Genomic DNA, 18,266 nt, shown 5'->3' with positions numbered 1-18,266 from the left:
AGACGGGGCGGCAAGCCTGGCCACCCACGCAAACCGGCGATTAATCCATCATTCCCAGTCGAGGCCGCCCTTCTTCCAGATATAGGCAAAGCCAAGCAGGAACTCGAGCAGGAAAATCATCATTGCCGTGAACCCAGCCCAGCCGATGTCACGCAACGCCACGCCCCACGGGAACAGGAATGCGGTCTCAAGGTCGAAAATGATGAAGAGAATGGCGACGAGGTAGTAGCGCACGTCGAATTTCATGCGCGCATCTTCGAATGCTTCGAAGCCGCACTCGTACGGTGCGTTTTTCTCGGTGTCGGGCTTGTTGGGACCGAGGAGCTTGCCAATACTGACCAGTGCTACGCCTAAACCGGTGCCCACAATAAGGAACAGCAAAACGGGGAAATAGGCTGCGAGGTTCAAGACAATCCTCAATCGGTTGGTTCTAAGTGCCGTCAGGAGCATAGCACCCCTGACGCGAAATCACTTCCTCAACGCGCATGACGTAAGCCGTACAGCGATACGCCAGAAGTGAAAATGCCAGCCGAAGCGAAGCAAACGGCTGGCATTTAGATAACATTTGGTGCCGACGGCGAGACTCGAACTCGCACAGCTTTCGCCACTACCCCCTCAAGATAGCGTGTCTACCAATTTCACCACGTCGGCACTATATGCAATCCGGGAAAACAACTTGCAAAACCCGCGAATCGCTTCAAGACTTGAATTGTAACTTGCTTAAGCAGATTGTTCAACGCACAAGACCACGTCCGCCGCAAATTTATTTCGGCACGCCCGTCGCCGGAACCGACGCAGGCGCAGCCGGCGCTGCAGGCGATGCCGCCACCGGGGCCGAGCCCGCAGCCGGCGCCGAAGCCGCGACCGGCGCAGTAGCTGCCGCGCCCAGCACGCCTGCCGACGGCTTCACGTGATACGCACCAAGGTAAGTGAGTGCCAGTGTTGTGGCAAAGAACAGCGCTGCGAGCACTGCCGTGGTCCGCGACAGGAAGTTCGCCGAACCCGTCGCACCGAACAGGCTACCCGACGCGCCGCTGCCGAAAGCCGCGCCCATATCGGCACCTTTGCCGTGCTGCAGCAACACAAGTCCGATGACCCCGAACGCCGACAACAACTGAACGACGATAATCAATGTTTTCAAATACAGCATCACACTCACCTGAGTCTTTATTTAACCGCGCCGCACACTGTGTGTTGCGCGAAATGGAGTCATCCTCGCCGAGACGCCCAGCTTAACCAGCCACGCTGGTCGCAGCGGCCGCCTTGCAGATCGCCAGGAAATCCTGATCTTTCAACGACGCGCCGCCGATCAGGCCGCCGTCGATATCGAGCTGACGGAACAGTTCTTCCGCGTTGTCCGGCTTAACGCTGCCGCCGTATAGCAACGGCACGTCCGCCGCACCCTTGGCCGCGAGACGTGCGCGCAGAAACCCATGCACGGCCTGCGCCTGTGCCGCCGATGCGCTCTTGCCGGTGCCAATTGCCCACACCGGCTCATACGCGACGACGAGGCGAGCCGCTTCCTGAGCCGACAGCTTCGCGAGCACCTCGTCGAGCTGACCGCCGACGACCTGCTCGGTGCAACCCGCTTCGCGTTCTTCGAGCGTTTCGCCGACGCACACGATCGGCGTCAAACCCGCCTCGAGCACACGCTGCGCTTTCACCGCGACCAGTTCGGCGCTTTCGCGGTGATACGCGCGGCGCTCCGAGTGCCCGACGATCGCAAACGTGGCGCCGAAGTCCGTCACCATCGGCGCAGCCACTTCGCCGGTATAGGCGCCATGCGTGAACGCGGACACGTCCTGCACGCCCCACACGACCGGGCTGCCTTCGAGCAGCGACTGAGTCTGCCCGAGATAGAGGCTCGGCACGCACACACCGACGCGCACGTCGGCCGGCAATTCACTGGCGCCCTGTGCCACTGCCTGCAGCAACGCGGCGTTGGCGGCGAGCCGCCCATGCATCTTCCAGTTACCGACTACCAGTTTGGCTCGTTGTTGATTCGACATCGTCTCGTATTGTCCTGTCTTGCCAGTCCGGCCTGCTGCCGGCGGACTTCGCTCGCGCCTCGCTGCAGTTTGTTCCTGCGCTCGCGGCCCGCCCGTCCGATCGATCCGGCGCGCGCAAAACGCGCAATTTTACTGCGTGGGGTGGATCGGGTCAAACCGATGACGTCAAGCCTCCTGACCCCACGTCAACACGATCTTGCCGACGTGCGTGCCGCTTTCCATCAGCGCATGCGCGTCGGCAGCCTGGGCGGCCGGAAACACGCGATGCACGACCGGCTTGATGCGCCCAGCTTCGAGATGCGGCCACACGCGCTCCTTCAGTTGCGCGGCGATCTGCGCCTTGAACTCGATCGGCCGTGGTCGCAGTGTGGAACCGGTAACCGTCAGACGGCGGCGCAACACTTCGTTCAGGTTCAGCTCCGCCTTCGCGCCGCCGAGCAGCGCAATTAGTACGATACGGCCACCGTCGGCGAGAGCCGACAATTCGCGCGGCACGTAGCTGCCTGCCACCATGTCGAGGATCACGTCGACGCCACGATCGTTGGTCAGCGACTTGATGACTTCGACGAAATCTTCAGTCCTGTAGTTGATCGCGCGTTCGGCGCCGAGCGCTTCGCACGCGCGGCACTTTTCGTCCGAGCCCGCGGTCGCGAACACACGGAAGCCGAGCGCGTGCGCAATCTGGATCGCCGTCACGCCGATGCCGCTCGAACCACCCTGCACGAGCAGCGTTTCATTCGCACCGCCCTCGCCCTGGCCGAGCTGCGCGCGATTGAAGACGTTGCTCCACACCGTGAAAAAAGTCTCGGGCAGCGAAGCCGCTTCGATATCCGACAACCCCGTCGGCACCGGCAGGCATTGCAGCAGCGGCGCGGCCGCAAATTCCGCGTAGCCGCCGCCCGCGAGCAGCGCGCACACGCGATCGCCGATCTTCAGACCGAACGGGTTGTTCTTCGCGTCGATCGTGCCGCCGACGATCTCGCCCGCCACCTCCAGCCCCGGCAGATCCGACGCTCCCGGCGGCGGCGCATAGCCGCCCTTGCGCTGAAACACGTCCGGACGATTGATGCCGGATGCCGCCACCTTGATCAGCACCTCGCCAGCCTTGAGCTGCGGCGTCGGACGCTCCGCCAGCTTGAGGACTTCCGGCGCACCGAATTCAGTGATTTCGATCGCTTTCATCTGCGTCAACTCCAAGATTGGATTGCGTTACCTACCCGTTGCTGCCGTCTGCCATAGCGCCGCGCTGCGATTCGAATGCGCAACGCAATCCATCCTGCATGAAAAACGGCCGGCGCGCATGACACGGCCGGCCGTTTGTCCGCTACCGCCTTACTGCGGCGTCGGCTCGCCTTGCGGCGCGTCGTTCAGCAATGCCTTCGCCGACAGACGCACACGACCCTTCTCGTCCGTCTGGATGACCTTGACCTTCACCTGCTGGCCATCCTTCAGATAGTCGTTGATGTCCTTGATGCGCTCGTTCGCGATCTCGGAGATATGCAGCAGACCATCCTTACCCGGCAGGATGTTCACGATCGCGCCGAAGTCGAGCAGCTTGAGCACGGTGCCTTCGTACACCTGGCCCACTTCGACTTCCATCGTGATCGCTTCGATGCGACGCTTCGCTTCGGCCATGCCTTCGCTGTTCGTGCTCGCGATCGTGACGACGCCGTCATCCGAAATGTCGATCGTCGTGCCGGTTTCTTCGGTGAGCGCGCGGATCACCGAGCCGCCCTTGCCGATCACGTCGCGAATCTTTTCCGGGTTGATCTTGATCGTGATCATGCGCGGTGCGAACTCCGATAGTTGGGTGTTCGCGCCGGCCACGGCCGAGGTCATCTTGCCGAGGATGTGCATGCGGCCTTCCTTCGCCTGCGCGAGCGCGACCTGCATGATTTCCTTCGTGATGCCCTGAATCTTGATGTCCATCTGCAGCGCGGTCACGCCTTGTTCCGTACCCGCGACCTTGAAGTCCATGTCGCCGAGGTGATCTTCGTCGCCGAGAATGTCGGTCAGCACCGCAAAGCGATTACCTTCGAGGATCAGGCCCATCGCGATACCGGCGACGTGCGCCTTCATCGGCACGCCGGCGTCCATCAGCGCGAGGCAGCCGCCACACACCGAAGCCATCGACGACGAACCGTTCGACTCGGTGATTTCCGACACGACGCGGATCGAGTAGCCGAACTCGTCGGCGCTCGGCAGGCACGCGACGAGCGCGCGCTTGGCGAGACGGCCGTGACCGATTTCACGGCGCTTCGGCGAACCGACGCGGCCCGTTTCGCCCGTCGCGAACGGAGGCATGTTGTAGTGGAGCATGAAGCGTTCGCGGTACTCGCCTTCGAGCGCGTCGATGTTTTGCTCGTCGCCCTTCGTGCCGAGCGTCGCGACCACCATCGCCTGCGTCTCGCCGCGCGTGAACAGCGCCGAGCCGTGGGTACGCGGCAGCACGCCGGTGCGGATTTCGATCGGGCGCACGGTGCGCGTGTCGCGGCCGTCGATACGCGGCTCGCCGTTCAGGATCTGCGTACGGACGATCTTCGCTTCGATGTCGAACAGCACGTTGCCGACCGACGCCTTGTCGGCCGCCACGGTGCCCGCTGCCGCCGCTTCTTCCTCGAGCTTCGCCGAGGTCGCCGCGTAGACTTCCTTCAGCCTGGTCGAGCGAGCCTGCTTGTCGCGGATCTGGTAAGCAGCGAGCAGATCGGCCTGCGCGAGTTCGGTCACGCGTGCGATCAGCGCTTCGTTCTTTGCGGCAGGCTGCCAATCCCACTCGGGCTTGCCGCCTTCGCGGACGAGTTCGTGGATCGCGTCGATCGCGGTCTGCATCTGCTCGTGACCGAACACGACGGCGCCGAGCATCACTTCTTCGCTCAATTGCTGCGCTTCCGATTCGACCATCAGCACCGCGCGTTCCGTGCCGGCGACGACAAGGTCGAGTGCCGATTCCTTCATCTGCGGACGCGTCGGGTTCAGCACGTATTCGTTGTTGATGTAGGCCACGCGCGCCGCGCCGACCGGGCCGCTGAACGGCAGACCGGACACCGCGAGCGCCGCCGAGGCGCCGATCAGCGCAGGGATGTCGGCGGGGATTTCCGGATTCAGCGACAGCACGTGAATCACGACCTGCACTTCGTTGTAGAAGCCTTCCGGGAAGAGCGGACGCAGCGGACGGTCGATCAGGCGCGAGATCAGCGTCTCGCCTTCCGACGGACGGCCTTCGCGACGGAAGAAGCCACCCGGGATCTTGCCGGCGGCGTAAGTCTTTTCGATGTAATCGACGGTGAGGGGGAAGAAGTCCTGGCCCGGCTTCGCGGTTTTCGCGCCGACCACGGTGGCGAGCACCACGGTATCTTCGACGTCGACGATCACCGCGCCGCCCGCCTGGCGAGCGATTTCACCGGTTTCGAGGCGAACGTTGTGCTGCCCCCACTTAAACTCTTTGACGATCTTATTGAACATAGTCATTGCTTTTCCTCATCGTAATGCCGCGCGGACCGGAGCGGCGCGGCAACGCCAGGCCGGCGCCGCATGGGAAGAGTCGTGCTATGCCATTCCAGAGAGTCACGTGCTGCGACTGCGCGCGAACCGCTGGAATGACACAAAACTCCGCCCTGAAGCCCGGCCTTGTTTCCTGTTACTGCTTCTTCTACTGCTGTTCTGCTACTGCTACTGCGCTTGCCCGTAGACGCCGCGCGAACCGGCATACGCCGCGGATCACAGGCGGTGCGCGTTACACGAAGCGCGCCGCGCAAAAACAAAATGCCTGTATCAGCGAAACTGACACAGGCATCTTGCTGAACGACTGGCCGATTACTTACGCAGACCCAGCTTCTCGATCAGGCTGCGGTAACGATCCGCGTCCTTACCCTTCAGGTAGTCGAGCAACTTGCGACGGCGGCTCACCATGCGCAGCAGACCGCGGCGGCTGTGGTGATCCTTCGTGTGCTCCTTGAAGTGGGAGGTCAGTTCGTTGATACGGGTCGTGAGCAGCGCGACCTGAACTTCGGGGGAGCCGGTGTCGTTGGCTGCGCGTGCGAATTGCGCGACGACTTCGGACTTCTTGCTTGCTTCAACTGCGGACATGTCAATTTCCTTGATAACTGGACAGGCGGTCACGGAAGAAAGGCCGTGCCGTGGGATACCCGTTTCACCATTTACTGAGTCCCGTTCGTGGCTGAATTAACTGAATCAGAACCCAGCCCAACAACGGGACGCGTATTGTAGCACAGCCGATTCCGGCCGCGAACCCCGGGCCAGCAAGGCGGATGAGTGTCGCTCGCGGGCGCTCAGGGGCGCCGCATCCGGCAGACCGTCGGCAATAGTGTGCGCTCGGCTGGTATCGCCAGCACCGTGTGGAAGCCATAGCCCGACCCTTCGTTATCGAAATGCACGCCGGGTGTGCCTGCTTTGTCCATCTGCATCACGTAGAGGGGCTGGATCAGCTGATGGTCATCGGCGCGCATCCACGATGCGTGAATACCGTTGTCGAAGCGAATGCCCTCGAGCGCTTTCGCGACCGCCGTCGGAGCGGCGCTGCCGGCGCGGCTCATCGCGGCGGCGAGCGTTTCGATCATCAGTGGCATACGCAGCACCGGATAGTCGTCCTGGGCGGCCGGAAAGCGCGCGCGGAACGCCGCGTACCACGCGTCGGAGGCCGCGCCACCGACATTCGGATGCCACTCGGCCACCGCGATCACGTGACCCACGCCTGCGTCGCCAAGCGCGGCCGGCGCGCCGAGGCTGTTGCCGTAGAACGTGTAGAACTTCGTGTCGAGGCCCTGCTCGCGCGCCGCCTTCACGAGCAGCGTCAGGTCGTTGCCCCAGTTGCCGGTGATCACGGCGTCCGCGCCGCTCGCGCGGATCTTCGCGATGTACGGCGCGAAATCCTTCACGCGGCCGATCGGGTGAAATTCGTCGCCGACCACCGCGATGTCGGGACGCTTCGCCGCGAGCGTCGAACGCGCGAGGCTGCTCACGTCGTGTCCGAAGCTGTAATCCTGGTTCAGCAGGTACACCTTTTTCACCGCCTTGTCGCGCTCGATCACCTCGGCGAGCGCGGCCATCCGCATGCCGGCGTGCGCGTCGAAGCGGAAGTGCCAGAAGCTGCAGTCCGCGTTGGTGAGCGCGGGGTCGTCGGCGGAGTAGTTGAGGAACAGTTCGCGGTTGTCCGGCTCGCGGCTGTTCTGCTTCTCGATCGCGCCGATCAGCGCCGCGGCGACCGCCGAGCTATTGCCCTGCAGGATGTAGCCGATATGGCGATCCGCGGCCGCGCGCAATTGCGTCAGCGCTTCCTCCGTGCTGCCCTTGCTGTCGAGCACGACCAGTTCGAACGGATGCGCGCCGTCCGCGAGCTCCACGCCGCCGTGCGCGTTGACCTGCTCGACACCGAAACGCAGATTGCGCTCGACTGCCGCGCCCGCGTTCGCGAACGGGCCGGACATGCCTTCGATCAGCGCGAGCTGGATTGGCGCGCCGGTGAGTTTGCCGGCCGGCAGGCTGGCGGACTTGCTTGCGTGATTACCGGCCGGGCTTGCCGCCAGCGTGGCCGCGCGGCTCCCCGGCTTGCCGGTGGGCGGAACGGCCCCCTGCGCGGACGCCTGACTCGCGCCCGTCGAGGCCGGATTCGCCGCCTCAGCCACGCCAACTCCCGCCACCGCCATCGAAATCGCCGTCAGCGCAACCGCCGCCGCCCCTCGCCACATCGCCGTCATGGTCGTCCCGCCTGAATCTTCGAAGCGCGGATCATAGGATGACGCGCACGGAATAGGCAAGCCGGCGCATCCGTTACCGTTTGGTGGCGACGCACGTTCAAGCAACGCCGTTCTTTCGCCACAGCGCGTGTCAAAATAGTGCGTTTCGATGATAAGAACCGCAATTCAAACGCCATCGGAGGAATACATGCCGAACCGCCACCACCCCACGGCGGCTGCTATTACAGCCCCGGCCGGCGCCAGTCTGCGCCGCGCCGCGCTCGTTTGCCTGAGCGTGCTAGCGCTCGCCGGCTGCGCCCAGCCGTGGCAGCAGTATCAACAGGGAGCGGACGCATCGACGGTCATCGCGCGTCTCGGTCCGCCGCGCGAAACCTATGATCTGCCCGACGGCGGCAAGCGTCTGATGTGGCCGACCCAACCGATGGGCGAAACCACCACCGCCGCCGATATCAACGCAGCCGGCAAGATCATCAACATGCGCCAGGTGCTGCAGCCCAACGAGTTCTACCGCGCCGAGATCGGCAAATGGACACGCAGCGACGTGCTGGTGAACTTCGGCCGCCCGGTCGAAACGTCGTACTTCCCGCTGATGAGGCGCGAAGTCTGGACCTATCGCTATCTCGAAGACAACGTCTGGTACATGATGTACAACTTCTACTTCGATGACCAGGGCATCTTGCGCCTCACGCAGAAGACCCCCGACCCGCTGCACGACCCCGACCGCCGCAACCTGTTCTGAGCACTGAGCACCCTCTTCGGAAGAAGCACCAAATCTCAAAAAAGCCGCCTTCGATAGGCGGCTTTTTTATTGTTTAAGCATAAAACAGAATTTTATCCTGTTTACGTCAACAATTTTGCGAAAGAAAGGTTATTGTAAACGCCGTTCCGGCACCGGCTCGCAATCACGTGCAGACGCGGTTTCGGTCCGGTGCCAGGTCAATTGCCTCTCATACGGAGTTGCTACGATGAACCGACCCAAACACCTGCTGGTCGCCAACGTCGCGTGGGCCCATGAAACCGCGACGCGTAATCCGGCATTTTTTCGCGACCTGATGCGCGGACAGAATCCACACATTCTTTGGATCGGCTGCGCGGACAGCCGCGTGCCCGCCGAAACGATCACGCATTGCGAGCCCGGCGATCTGTTCGTCCATCGCAACATCGCCAACCTGTTTCATCCCGGCGACGACAACGTCGCGAGCGTCCTTGAATACGCGGTGCGGGTGCTCAAGGTCGGCCATGTGATCGTCTGCGGCCACTATGGCTGCGGCGGCGTGCGCGCCGCGCTGCTGCCGCCGGACCCCGCGCTGCCCCATGTGAACCGCCGTATCGCGCCGCTCTGCGCACTCGCCAAAACGCATCACTCGGAGCTGGACGGCGCGGCGACCGAGCCGGATCGCGTCAATCGCCTCGCCGAGCTGAACGTGCTCGAACAGGTGCGGCAGCTACGGGCGAGCCCGATCGTGCACGAGGCTGAGCCGGCGCCGCTCGTGCACGGCTGGATCTTTGCGCTCGACGACGGGCGCATCAAGGTTCTCACCTCCGGCTATACCGCCGACGACGCGATGACCTGCACGACCGCGGCGCACAGCGCGGCCTAGCGAAGCGCGTCGCCCGTCCCATTCGAACCGCGGACGGAGCCGACAGCGGAATCGTCATCGGGCCATACCTGTTCGTCGCCCATCGTCCCACCTCTCGCTCTTCGACACCATGGATAATCAAACCTCTTTCTCCGCGCTCCAGAGCGACGTGCTCGCCGGAACGGCCGTTTTTCTGGTGGCCCTGCCGCTTTGCCTCGGCATTGCTCACGCATCGGGCGTCGACCCGTTTGCCGGACTGGTGTCCGGCATCATTGGCGGGCTCGTGGTTGCCGCGCTGAGCGGCTCGCGTCTGAGCGTGAGCGGCCCGGCCGCGGGCCTCGTCGTGATCGTCGTCGACGGCATCGCACGGCTTGGCGGCTTTTCCGCGTTCCTGCTGGCCGTACTACTGTCGGGCGTCATCCAGTTCGGCTTCGGCATGCTCAAGGCCGGCCGGTACGCCGCCTACGTGCCGTCGCCGGTGATCAAGGGGATGCTCGCGGCCATCGGCGTGCTGTTGATCCTCAAGCAGCTCCCCGTTGCGCTGGGGCTGTCCGGCACCGCCGACTCCGTCCAGTCGGCGGCGGCGGTCGCAACGCCGCTCGGCCCAATCTCACTGACCGCCGTGCTGATCACACTGCTGTCGCTCGCGATCCTCGCCGGCTGGGAAACGCGCGCGCTGCGCCGCTTCGCTGTCGTGCGCATCATGCCCGCGCCGCTCGCGGTGGTGCTGCTCGGCATCGGCGCGACGCTCGCCCTCAATCTCGTCGCGCCATCGTTGGCACCGCCCGCCGAAGGGCGGGTCGCGCTGCCGTCGCTGGAATCGTTCGCGGCACTGCAGGCCGTGCTCGCGTCGGCCGACTTCGGCCCACGGTTCGCCCAGCTCATCAATCCCGACATATGGCGCGTTGCGATCACGATCGCCATCCTCGCAAGTCTCGAAACGCTACTGAGCCTCGAAGCGGTCGAACAGATCGATCCGGAGCGCCGCCGCGCGCCTCCCGATCGCGAGCTGAAGGCGCAGGGCGTGGGCAATCTGATCGCGGGTGCGATCGGCGGCCTGCCGATCACCGCCGTGATCGTGCGTAGCTCCGCGAACGTCCATGCCGGCGCAAAAAGCCGACTCTCGGCGATCGTTCACGGCGTGTTGCTTCTCGTCAGCGTGTTCGCGCTCACGAGCGTGATCAACCTGATCCCGCTCGCCTGCCTTGCCGCGATCCTGATCTTCACCGGGTTCAAACTCGCCAAGCCGTCGTTGTTCGCCGGGCTCGCGCGGCAGGGATTCGCGCCGTTCGCACCATTTATCGTCACAGTCGTCGGTGTGCTCGTCACCGATCTGCTGATCGGTATCGTGCTCGGCATCCTGTGCAGCATGCTGTTTGCGCTGTACGCAAACCTGCGCGGCCCGATCGTGCTCGCGCAGCATGGCGATCACTACCTGCTGTCGTTTCGCAAGGACGTGTCGTTTCTCGGTAAGGTGCCGCTCAAGCACTATCTGCAGCAGATTCCGGATGGCGCCACGGTTATCGTCGATGCGACACGCGCCGATTTCGTCGATCACGACGTGCGCGAACTGCTGGACGCGTTCGTCGCCGATGCGCCTCGCCGTGGGATTACCGTCGACGTCAGATTTCAAGTCCGCGAGCAGGCCCGCGCAACGCGCGGCTGGTCGCTGCGGCGCACGACGGCGGAGTAGTTTCGTCATATCGCGCCGCCGCAGCTGCGCGATGACGGCAGAAAAAAGCCCCGTGTGCCGAGCACCACGGGGCTTCTCCTCCGATCCACACAAGCGATCGCGCGCTACCGGCGCGCCATGCTCGCGTTACTCCGAGCGCTGCGGATTCACCTTGTCCGCATTCGAATACAGCTTGTTGAGCGCCGAAAAATATGCCTTCGCGGATGCCGCGACGATATCCGGATCAGTGCCCGTGCCGTTGACGATGCGCCCGCTCTTCGACAACCGCACGGTCACTTCGCCCTGCGCCTGCGTGCCGGTCGTGATCGCGTTGACCGAGTACAGCAGCAGTTCGGAGCCGCTGCCCACTTCCGTTTCGATCGCGTTGAGGGTGGCGTCGACCGGTCCGTTGCCGCGCGCTTCGCCGGTGATCTCTTTACCCTCTACCGAGAACACGACCTTCGCGTGCGGCTGCTCGCCGGTTTCGGAATGCTGCGACATCGACAGAAACTTGTAGTGCTCCTTCTCGTGCGCTTCCGCCGATTCCTCGTTGACGATGGCGATGATGTCTTCGTCGAAGATCTCCGCCTTGCGATCGGCGAGTTCCTTGAAGCGCGCGAACGCGGTGTTCAGTTCGGCTTCGCTGTCGAGCGCGATGCCAAGCTCCTGCAGACGCTGTTTGAACGCATTGCGGCCCGACAGCTTGCCGAGCACGATCTTGTTCGCGGCCCAACCCACGTCTTCCGCGCGCATGATTTCGTAGGTATCGCGCGCCTTCAGCACGCCATCCTGATGGATACCCGACGCATGCGCGAAAGCGTTCGCGCCGACCACGGCCTTGTTCGGCTGCACGACGAAGCCAGTGATCTGCGACACGAGCTTCGAGGCGGGCACGATCTGAGTCGTGTCGAGGCCGACGTCGAGTCCGAAGTAATCCTTGCGGGTCTTCACCGCCATTACGATTTCTTCGAGCGACGTATTGCCCGCGCGCTCGCCGAGCCCGTTGATCGTGCATTCGACCTGGCGCGCGCCGCCAATCTGCACGCCGGCGAGCGAATTCGCGACCGCCATGCCGAGGTCATTGTGGCAATGCACGGAGAACACCGCCTTGTGCGAGTTGGGAATGCGCTCGCGCAGCGTCTTGACGAGTTGGCCATAGAGTTCCGGCACGCCGTAGCCGACGGTGTCCGCGATGTTGATCGTGGTCGCGCCTTCGGCGATCACCGCTTCCAGCACACGGCACAGGAAGTCCAAATCCGAGCGGCTGCCGTCTTCCGGCGAGAATTCGACGTCGTCGGTGAACTTGCGCGCGAAACGCACCGCAAGCTTGGCCTGCTCGAATACCTGCTCGGGCGTCATCCGCAGCTTCTTCTCCATGTGCAGTGGCGACGTTGCGATGAACGTGTGGATGCGGAAATGATCGGCCGGCTTCAGTGCGTCGGCGGCCTTCTGTATGTCCTTGTCGTTCGCGCGCGCAAGCGAGCAGATCGTGCTGTCCTTCACGAGGCCGGCGATCGTATGGATCGCGTCGAAGTCGCCGTTCGAGCTGGCCGCGAAGCCCGCTTCGATCACGTCGACTTTCATCCGTTCGAGTTGCCTGGCGATGCGGATCTTCTCTTCCTTCGTCATCGACGCGCCGGGCGATTGCTCGCCGTCACGCAGCGTGGTGTCGAAAATGATCAGTTTGTCGGACATGTCGGGCCTCCTCGGGAGTCGTTCAGATGTGGGACCTGGTTTTGGAATGGGACGATGAGCGCCGCCGCTGGCAAGGTAGGGCGATCACGATGATCGCGGCCGGTGCGGACGGAACGCAAAAACGCATAAGGGCGTGAACGAAGCATGATGGCGCGGCGCTGCGAACGGCCTCGCCGACCCGGCAAAATCGGCCACGCCCACGCACTGATCCGACGACTATAGCGGCATTCCAGTCACCGCGCAATGCGCGCCGGGGCGGCCTGCGGCGCTGTCCGAAGCGACCGCGTAACGGCACCAACCAACGAAAAACGGCAGCCTGCAGGCTGCCGTTTTTCGTACGTCGCTGCGATGCAGCGCGGTTCAAATCTTCAACGGTCGTGCGACATCGAACGCGCCGGATTGGCCCGGCCGCGCACCGCCTGATACGCCCAGAACACGTAGCCGGACAGACCGTACAGCACGAACAGACCGAACAGCATCAACGGCGGATCGGACGACACGAGCACGAAGGCGACCACCACCAGCAGGATCACGCCGAACGGCACGCGATGCCGTACGTCGAGCGCCTTGCCGCTATAGAACGGCGCGTTCGACACCATCGTCACGCCCGCGTAGATGGTCAGCACGAAGGCGACCCACGGCAGCCAGACGAGCTTCAGCGGCACGCGGTTGTCGGTGGCGAGCCACACGAAACCGGCGATCAGTGCCGCCGCTGCCGGGCTCGGCATGCCCTGGAAGAAACGCTTGTCGACCACGCCGATATTCGTGTTGAAACGCGCGAGCCGTAGCGCCGCGCCGGAACAATAGACGAACGCCGCGAGCCAGCCCCACCGGCCGAGGTCCTTCAGGATCCACTCGTACATCACGAGCGCGGGCGCAACACCGAACGACACCATGTCCGACAGGCTGTCGAACTGCTCGCCGAACGCGCTTTGCGTATGCGTCATGCGCGCGACGCGACCGTCCATGCCATCGAGCACCATCGCGACGAAGATCGCGATCGCCGCGATCTCGAAGCGCACGTTCATCGCCTGCACGACGGCGAAGAAGCCGCAGAACAGCGCGGCCGTGGTGAATGCGTTCGGCAGCAGGTAGATGCCGCGTTTTCTGAGGAACTGCTGACGCTGCGCGCGCCGGCTGTCGGCGACCGGCGACTCCGTGACCACCGGCGGCTTGTTGCGACGAAACGGCCGCGGCAGCGGTCCACTGCTGCGGGGTCGACGCGGTTTGAATGCGGCCATTCGGACAACCTCCTGTATGCCGCTTTACAGCTCGGCGAGGATCGTGGACGACGCCGACACCTTCTCGCCGATCGACACGCGCGGACGGCTGCCCACCGGCAAATACACGTCGACGCGCGAACCGAAGCGGATGAATCCGTAACGCTGGCCGCGGGTCAGCGGCTCGCCTGCACGGACGTAGCAAAGAATCCGCCGCGCGATCAGCCCGGCAATCTGCACCGACGTGACCGTCTGGCCGCCGGCCATTTCGATTACGACCGCGTTGCGCTCGTTTTCGAGCGAGGCTTTATCGACCGCCGCGTTCAGATAGGCGCCAGGAAAGTATTCGACTTTCGAGATCGCACCGTCGACGGGCGAGCGCTGCGAGTGCACGTTGAACACGTTCATGAACACGCTGATCTTCAGCGCTTCGCGATTCGCATAAGGATCATGCGCGGTTTCTACCGCGACGATACGACCGTCGGCAGGACACAGCACCGCGTTGGCCTGCGTCGGAATCGGACGCGCCGGGTCGCGGAAAAACTGCACGATGAAGATCAGGATCAGCCAGAAGAGCCACGCAAAGCCGAACCCCGCGAAGGCGTGAACCAGTAATGCAACGACGGCCGCGATGGCGATGAACGGCCAGCCTTCTCGCGCGATGATCGGATGAGGGTAATTCATGGATGGCTTCTGTGTTTTTGTAAAACCGTAGGATAGCAAAAGCCGCCCAGGGTTCAGCACCCTTGGACGGCTTTTTGACTGTTCCGGCCGCCGCGCCGAAGCACCGCGCCGGACCTCGTTATATCGAGACGCTTAGTTCTTCGACTGGTCGACGAGCTTGTTCTTCGCTATCCACGGCATCATCGCGCGCAGCTTCGAGCCAACCTGCTCGATCTGGTGCTCGGCCGTCAGACGGCGACGCGATTGCAGCGTCGGTGCGCCAGCCTTGTTCTCGATGATGAAGCTCTTCGCGTATTCGCCGGTCTGGATGTCGGTCAGCACGGCCTTCATCGCCTTCTTCGTCTCAGCGGTCACGATGCGCGGCCCCGTCACGTACTCGCCGTACTCGGCGTTGTTCGAGATCGAGTAGTTCATGTTCGCAATGCCGCCTTCGTAGATCAGGTCGACGATCAGCTTCAGTTCGTGCAGACACTCGAAGTACGCCATTTCCGGCGCGTAACCCGCTTCGACCAGCGTTTCGAAGCCGGCCTTGATCAGGTCGACGGTACCGCCGCACAGCACAGCCTGCTCGCCGAACAGGTCGGTTTCGGTTTCTTCGCGGAAGTTCGTTTCGATGATGCCGGCCCGGCCGCCGCCGTTAGCCGCTGCGTACGACAGCGCGATGTCGCGCGCCGCGCCCGACTTGTCCTGCGCAACCGCGATCAGGTGCGGCACGCCGCCACCTTGGGAGTAGGTGCCGCGAACCGTGTGGCCCGGCGCCTTCGGCGCGATCATGATGACGTCGAGGTCGGCACGCGGGATCACCTGGCCGTAGTGAACGTTGAAGCCGTGCGCGAACGCGAGCGCTGCGCCCTGCTTGATGTTCGCGTGGACTTCCTTCGCGTACACGTCGGCGATCTGCTCGTCCGGCAGCAGCATCATGACGACGTCCGCGCCCTTCACCGCTTCCGCGACTTCCTTGACTTGCAGGCCGGCGTTTTCAGCCTTGCTCCACGATGCGCCGCCCTTGCGCAGACCGACCGTGATGTTCACGCCGCTTTCCTTCAGGTTCAGCGCGTGCGCATGGCCTTGCGAGCCATAGCCGATGATGGTGACCTGCTTGCCCTTGATGAGGGAGAGATCGGCGTCCTTGTCGTAGAAAACTTTCATGTCGGTTCCTTGGCTAGATTCGATGATTCAGATAAATTCAGGTACTGCGAATGTTGTTATTGCCGGCCGGGCGATACCGCGTTGCCCGGCCTTGCGAAACGCGACGTCAGACCTTCAGAATGCGCTCGCCGCGACCGATGCCCGAGCTGCCCGTGCGGACCGTCTCGAGAATCGCCGTGGAATCGAGCCCCTCGATGAAGGCGTCGAGCTTGTCGCTCGCCCCCGTCAATTCGATCGTGTAGGTCTTTTCGGTGACGTCGATGATGCGGCCGCGGAAAATGTCCGCCATCCGCTTCATCTCCTCACGTTCCTTGCCGACCGCCCTCACCTTGATCAGCATCAGCTCGCGTTCGATGTGGGCGCCCTCGGTAAGGTCGACCACTTTCACCACCTCGATCAGGCGGTTCAGATGCTTCGTGATCTGTTCGATCACGTCGTCCGAGCCAACGGAGACGATGGTCATGCGCGACAGCGAACGGTCTTCGGTCGGAGCCACCGTCAAGGTTTCAATGTTGTAGCCGCGTGCGGAGAACAGACCCACCACGCGCGACAGCGCGCCTGGTTCGTTTTCCAGCAGGACGGAAATGATGTGTCTCATGTTTCGCTTCTTCCAGATGATGTGTCGATGTCTGCGAGCGGAGCGGCGCCGCCTCGTCTGCCCTCGCCTTTTTTGAAGGCGCGCATCACGAAGCCGGCGCTGGAGTTATCCAGACGCCCCCTCGTTAAAGATCTTCCGAACCCATGAGCATCTCGGTGATGCCCTTGCCGGCCTGAACCATCGGCCAGACGTTTTCGGTCGGATCGGTCTGGAAGTCGAGAAACACCGTGCGATCCTTCAGGCGCAGCGCTTCCTTCAGCGCCGGTTCCACATCGGCCGTGCGCTCGATGCGCATGCCCACGTGTCCGTACGCTTCGGCGAGCTTCACGAAGTCCGGCAGCGCATCCATGTACGAATGCGAATAGCGTTTGCTGTATTCGATCTGCTGCCACTGGCGCACCATGCCCAGATAGCGGTTATTCAGCGAAATAATCTTGATCGGCAGGTCGTACTGCTTGCAGGTCGACAGCTCCTGGATGCACATCTGGATCGAGCCTTCGCCCGTGATGCACAGCACGTCGTCGTCCGGATGGGCCATCTTCACGCCCATCGCGGCCGGTAAGCCGAAGCCCATCGTGCCGAGGCCACCGGAATTGATCCAGCGACGCGGCTTGTTGAACTTGTAGAACTGCGCGGCCCACATCTGGTGCTGGCCCACGTCGGAGCACACGAACGCGTTGCCGTCGGTCAGCTCCCACGCCTTTTCGACCACGTACTGCGGCTTGATGATGTCGCTCTTGCGGTCGAACTTCAGGCAATCTTTCGCGCGCCAGCCTTCGATGTCCTTCCACCAGTCGGCGAGCGCCGCGGCGTCGGGGCCATGCTCGGCCGTCTGCAACTGCTCGATCAGTTCCTTCAGCACTTCCTTCACGTCGCCGACGATCGGAATGTCGACCTTGACGCGCTTGGAAATGGAAGAGGGATCGATGTCGATATGGATGATCTTGCGCGGCCGCGACGCGAAGTGGCTCGGATCGCCGATCACGCGGTCGTCGAAGCGCGCGCCGATCGCGATCAGCACGTCGCAGTGCTGCATCGCCATATTGGCTTCGTACGTGCCGTGCATGCCGAGCATGCCGAGGAATTTCTTGTCGCTCGAGCGGTAGCCGCCCAGACCCATTAGCGTATTGGTGACCGGGTAGCCAAGCAGATCGGCGAACTGGTTCAATTCACGCGACGCATCCGCGAGCACGATGCCGCCGCCGGTGTAGATATACGGACGCTTCGCCGACAGCAGCAGCGACACCGCCTTGCGGATCTGACCGGAGTGGCCCTTCGTGACCGGGTTGTATGAGCGCAGCGAAACGCTCTTGATCGGCTCGTATTGGCACGGCGTCTTCGACACGTCCTTCGGAATGTCGATCAGCACTGGGCCGGGACGGCCGGTACGGGCGATGTAGAAAGCTTTCTTGACGGTGGCGGCGAGATCGCGCACGTCCTTCACGAGGAAGTTGTGCTTCACGCAGGGACGCGTGATGCCGACCGTGTCGCATTCCTGGAATGCATCCTGACCGATCGCGGCAGTCGGCACCTGGCCGCTGATCACGACCAACGGGATCGAATCCATATAGGCAGTCGCGATGCCGGTCACCGCGTTGGTGACGCCGGGGCCGGAGGTCACGAGACACACGCCGACCTTGCCGGTGGAGCGCGCGTAGGCGTCCGCGGCATGCACGGCGGCCTGCTCGTGGCGCACGAGCACATGCTGGAACTTGTCCTGCTTGTACAGCTCGTCGTAAATGTAGAGTACCGAGCCGCCGGGATAGCCCCAGATGAACTCGACGTCTTCGTCGGCCAGTGCCTTCATGAGCACGGTGGCGCCGATAGAGTCTGCTTCGTGATGGGGGGTCGTATCCGACGTGGAGAATTCCGCGCTGGGCATATTCATTGATTCACCTTTCGAATTTTCGGCAAAAAATTGATCGGGTGCTCTCTGCCGGGCTTG

The 18,266-nt window shown here is 63.1% G+C and carries 16 protein-coding genes and 1 tRNA gene; 3 read left to right on the top strand and 14 right to left on the bottom strand.

The window, feature by feature from the left end; genetic code table 11:
• Window positions 1-48: 48 nt before the first annotated feature.
• From HDG33_RS14385 to HDG33_RS14350, 8 genes are all read right to left on the bottom strand, one after another.
• Window positions 49-408: an NADH-quinone oxidoreductase subunit A gene (locus HDG33_RS14385; protein WP_018420012.1), complete on the bottom strand. Its 360-nt coding sequence runs from the start codon at window positions 406-408 to the stop codon at window positions 49-51.
• Between the two features lie 158 nt (window positions 409-566).
• Window positions 567-651: transfer RNA gene (locus HDG33_RS14380), tRNA-Leu, on the bottom strand.
• A gap of 112 nt (window positions 652-763) precedes the next feature.
• Window positions 764-1,150, bottom strand: a complete 387-nt coding sequence (secG, locus tag HDG33_RS14375) for a preprotein translocase subunit SecG (protein ID WP_184028767.1) — start codon at window positions 1,148-1,150, stop codon at window positions 764-766.
• Window positions 1,151-1,232: 82 nt separating this feature from the next.
• Window positions 1,233-2,009, bottom strand: coding sequence for a triose-phosphate isomerase (tpiA, locus tag HDG33_RS14370; RefSeq protein WP_090803761.1), 777 nt, complete (start codon window positions 2,007-2,009; stop codon window positions 1,233-1,235).
• A 165-nt stretch (window positions 2,010-2,174) separates the two neighbouring features.
• Window positions 2,175-3,191, bottom strand: a complete 1,017-nt coding sequence (locus HDG33_RS14365; protein ID WP_184028504.1) for an NAD(P)H-quinone oxidoreductase — start codon at window positions 3,189-3,191, stop codon at window positions 2,175-2,177.
• 150 nt (window positions 3,192-3,341) lie between these two features.
• Window positions 3,342-5,477 carry a polyribonucleotide nucleotidyltransferase gene (pnp, locus tag HDG33_RS14360; RefSeq protein ID WP_184028501.1) on the bottom strand — a complete coding sequence of 712 codons (2,136 nt, stop codon included), beginning with the start codon at window positions 5,475-5,477 and terminating at the stop codon, window positions 3,342-3,344.
• 345 nt (window positions 5,478-5,822) lie between these two features.
• Window positions 5,823-6,095 (bottom strand): 30S ribosomal protein S15, encoded by a 273-nt coding sequence (gene rpsO, locus HDG33_RS14355; RefSeq protein ID WP_008920609.1) that lies wholly within the window; start codon window positions 6,093-6,095, stop codon window positions 5,823-5,825.
• Window positions 6,096-6,298: 203 nt separating this feature from the next.
• Window positions 6,299-7,723: a branched-chain amino acid ABC transporter substrate-binding protein gene (locus tag HDG33_RS14350; protein ID WP_184028498.1), complete on the bottom strand. Its 1,425-nt coding sequence runs from the start codon at window positions 7,721-7,723 to the stop codon at window positions 6,299-6,301.
• Between the two features lie 187 nt (window positions 7,724-7,910).
• On the opposite strand from HDG33_RS14350, the gene HDG33_RS14345 reads away from it, so the two are divergent.
• The 3 genes from HDG33_RS14345 to HDG33_RS14335 all read left to right on the top strand — a co-directional run bounded on the left by HDG33_RS14345 (window position 7,911) and on the right by HDG33_RS14335 (window position 10,996).
• On the top strand, window positions 7,911-8,462 hold the full coding sequence (locus HDG33_RS14345; protein ID WP_184028494.1) for a hypothetical protein: 552 nt from the start codon (window positions 7,911-7,913) through the stop codon (window positions 8,460-8,462).
• A gap of 226 nt (window positions 8,463-8,688) precedes the next feature.
• Window positions 8,689-9,324, top strand: a complete 636-nt coding sequence (locus tag HDG33_RS14340) for a carbonic anhydrase (RefSeq protein ID WP_018420005.1) — start codon at window positions 8,689-8,691, stop codon at window positions 9,322-9,324.
• A gap of 109 nt (window positions 9,325-9,433) precedes the next feature.
• Entirely contained in the window at window positions 9,434-10,996 is a 1,563-nt protein-coding gene (locus tag HDG33_RS14335; RefSeq protein WP_184028491.1) for a SulP family inorganic anion transporter, read from the top strand.
• Window positions 10,997-11,122: 126 nt separating this feature from the next.
• Here HDG33_RS14335 and HDG33_RS14330 read toward each other — a convergent pair whose 3' ends face one another.
• The 6 genes from HDG33_RS14330 to HDG33_RS14305 all read right to left on the bottom strand — a co-directional run bounded on the left by HDG33_RS14330 (window position 11,123) and on the right by HDG33_RS14305 (window position 18,209).
• On the bottom strand, window positions 11,123-12,670 hold the full coding sequence (locus HDG33_RS14330) for a 2-isopropylmalate synthase (RefSeq protein ID WP_184010172.1): 1,548 nt from the start codon (window positions 12,668-12,670) through the stop codon (window positions 11,123-11,125).
• Window positions 12,671-13,038: 368 nt separating this feature from the next.
• Entirely contained in the window at window positions 13,039-13,911 is an 873-nt protein-coding gene (gene pssA, locus HDG33_RS14325; protein WP_018420002.1) for a CDP-diacylglycerol--serine O-phosphatidyltransferase, read from the bottom strand.
• Window positions 13,912-13,935: 24 nt separating this feature from the next.
• Complete coding sequence (locus HDG33_RS14320) at window positions 13,936-14,574, bottom strand: phosphatidylserine decarboxylase (RefSeq protein ID WP_018420001.1); 639 nt, start codon at window positions 14,572-14,574, stop codon at window positions 13,936-13,938.
• Window positions 14,575-14,706: 132 nt separating this feature from the next.
• On the bottom strand, window positions 14,707-15,723 hold the full coding sequence (gene ilvC / locus HDG33_RS14315) for a ketol-acid reductoisomerase (protein WP_008920617.1): 1,017 nt from the start codon (window positions 15,721-15,723) through the stop codon (window positions 14,707-14,709).
• A 106-nt stretch (window positions 15,724-15,829) separates the two neighbouring features.
• The gene (ilvN, locus tag HDG33_RS14310; protein ID WP_018420000.1) at window positions 15,830-16,321 is read right to left on the bottom strand and encodes an acetolactate synthase small subunit; all 492 of its coding nucleotides are present in this window, start codon (window positions 16,319-16,321) and stop codon (window positions 15,830-15,832) included.
• A gap of 124 nt (window positions 16,322-16,445) precedes the next feature.
• Window positions 16,446-18,209: an acetolactate synthase 3 catalytic subunit gene (locus HDG33_RS14305; RefSeq protein WP_184028488.1), complete on the bottom strand. Its 1,764-nt coding sequence runs from the start codon at window positions 18,207-18,209 to the stop codon at window positions 16,446-16,448.
• Window positions 18,210-18,266: the final 57 nt, after the last annotated feature.

It is taken from the genome of Paraburkholderia sp. Cpub6 (assembly GCF_014201065.1).
GTDB lineage: Bacteria > Pseudomonadota > Gammaproteobacteria > Burkholderiales > Burkholderiaceae > Paraburkholderia > Paraburkholderia tuberum.
Note: the sequence above shows the minus strand (reverse complement) of the source record. Positions and strands in the feature narration are given on the sequence as shown.

Coding starts and splice junctions, on each gene's coding strand:
- HDG33_RS14330 (WP_184010172.1), bottom strand. CDS start 12,670: ATGTCCGACAAACTGATCATTTTCGACACCACGCTGCGTGACGGCGAG.
- HDG33_RS14320 (WP_018420001.1), bottom strand. CDS start 14,574: ATGAATTACCCTCATCCGATCATCGCGCGAGAAGGCTGGCCGTTCATC.
- tpiA (WP_090803761.1), bottom strand. CDS start 2,009: ATGTCGAATCAACAACGAGCCAAACTGGTAGTCGGTAACTGGAAGATG.
- secG (WP_184028767.1), bottom strand. CDS start 1,150: ATGCTGTATTTGAAAACATTGATTATCGTCGTTCAGTTGTTGTCGGCG.
- pnp (WP_184028501.1), bottom strand. CDS start 5,477: ATGACTATGTTCAATAAGATCGTCAAAGAGTTTAAGTGGGGGCAGCAC.
- rpsO (WP_008920609.1), bottom strand. CDS start 6,095: ATGTCCGCAGTTGAAGCAAGCAAGAAGTCCGAAGTCGTCGCGCAATTC.
- HDG33_RS14345 (WP_184028494.1), top strand. CDS start 7,911: ATGCCGAACCGCCACCACCCCACGGCGGCTGCTATTACAGCCCCGGCC.
- HDG33_RS14305 (WP_184028488.1), bottom strand. CDS start 18,209: ATGAATATGCCCAGCGCGGAATTCTCCACGTCGGATACGACCCCCCAT.
- pssA (WP_018420002.1), bottom strand. CDS start 13,911: ATGGCCGCATTCAAACCGCGTCGACCCCGCAGCAGTGGACCGCTGCCG.
- HDG33_RS14350 (WP_184028498.1), bottom strand. CDS start 7,723: ATGACGGCGATGTGGCGAGGGGCGGCGGCGGTTGCGCTGACGGCGATT.
- HDG33_RS14340 (WP_018420005.1), top strand. CDS start 8,689: ATGAACCGACCCAAACACCTGCTGGTCGCCAACGTCGCGTGGGCCCAT.
- HDG33_RS14335 (WP_184028491.1), top strand. CDS start 9,434: ATGGATAATCAAACCTCTTTCTCCGCGCTCCAGAGCGACGTGCTCGCC.
- ilvC (WP_008920617.1), bottom strand. CDS start 15,723: ATGAAAGTTTTCTACGACAAGGACGCCGATCTCTCCCTCATCAAGGGC.
- HDG33_RS14365 (WP_184028504.1), bottom strand. CDS start 3,191: ATGAAAGCGATCGAAATCACTGAATTCGGTGCGCCGGAAGTCCTCAAG.
- ilvN (WP_018420000.1), bottom strand. CDS start 16,321: ATGAGACACATCATTTCCGTCCTGCTGGAAAACGAACCAGGCGCGCTG.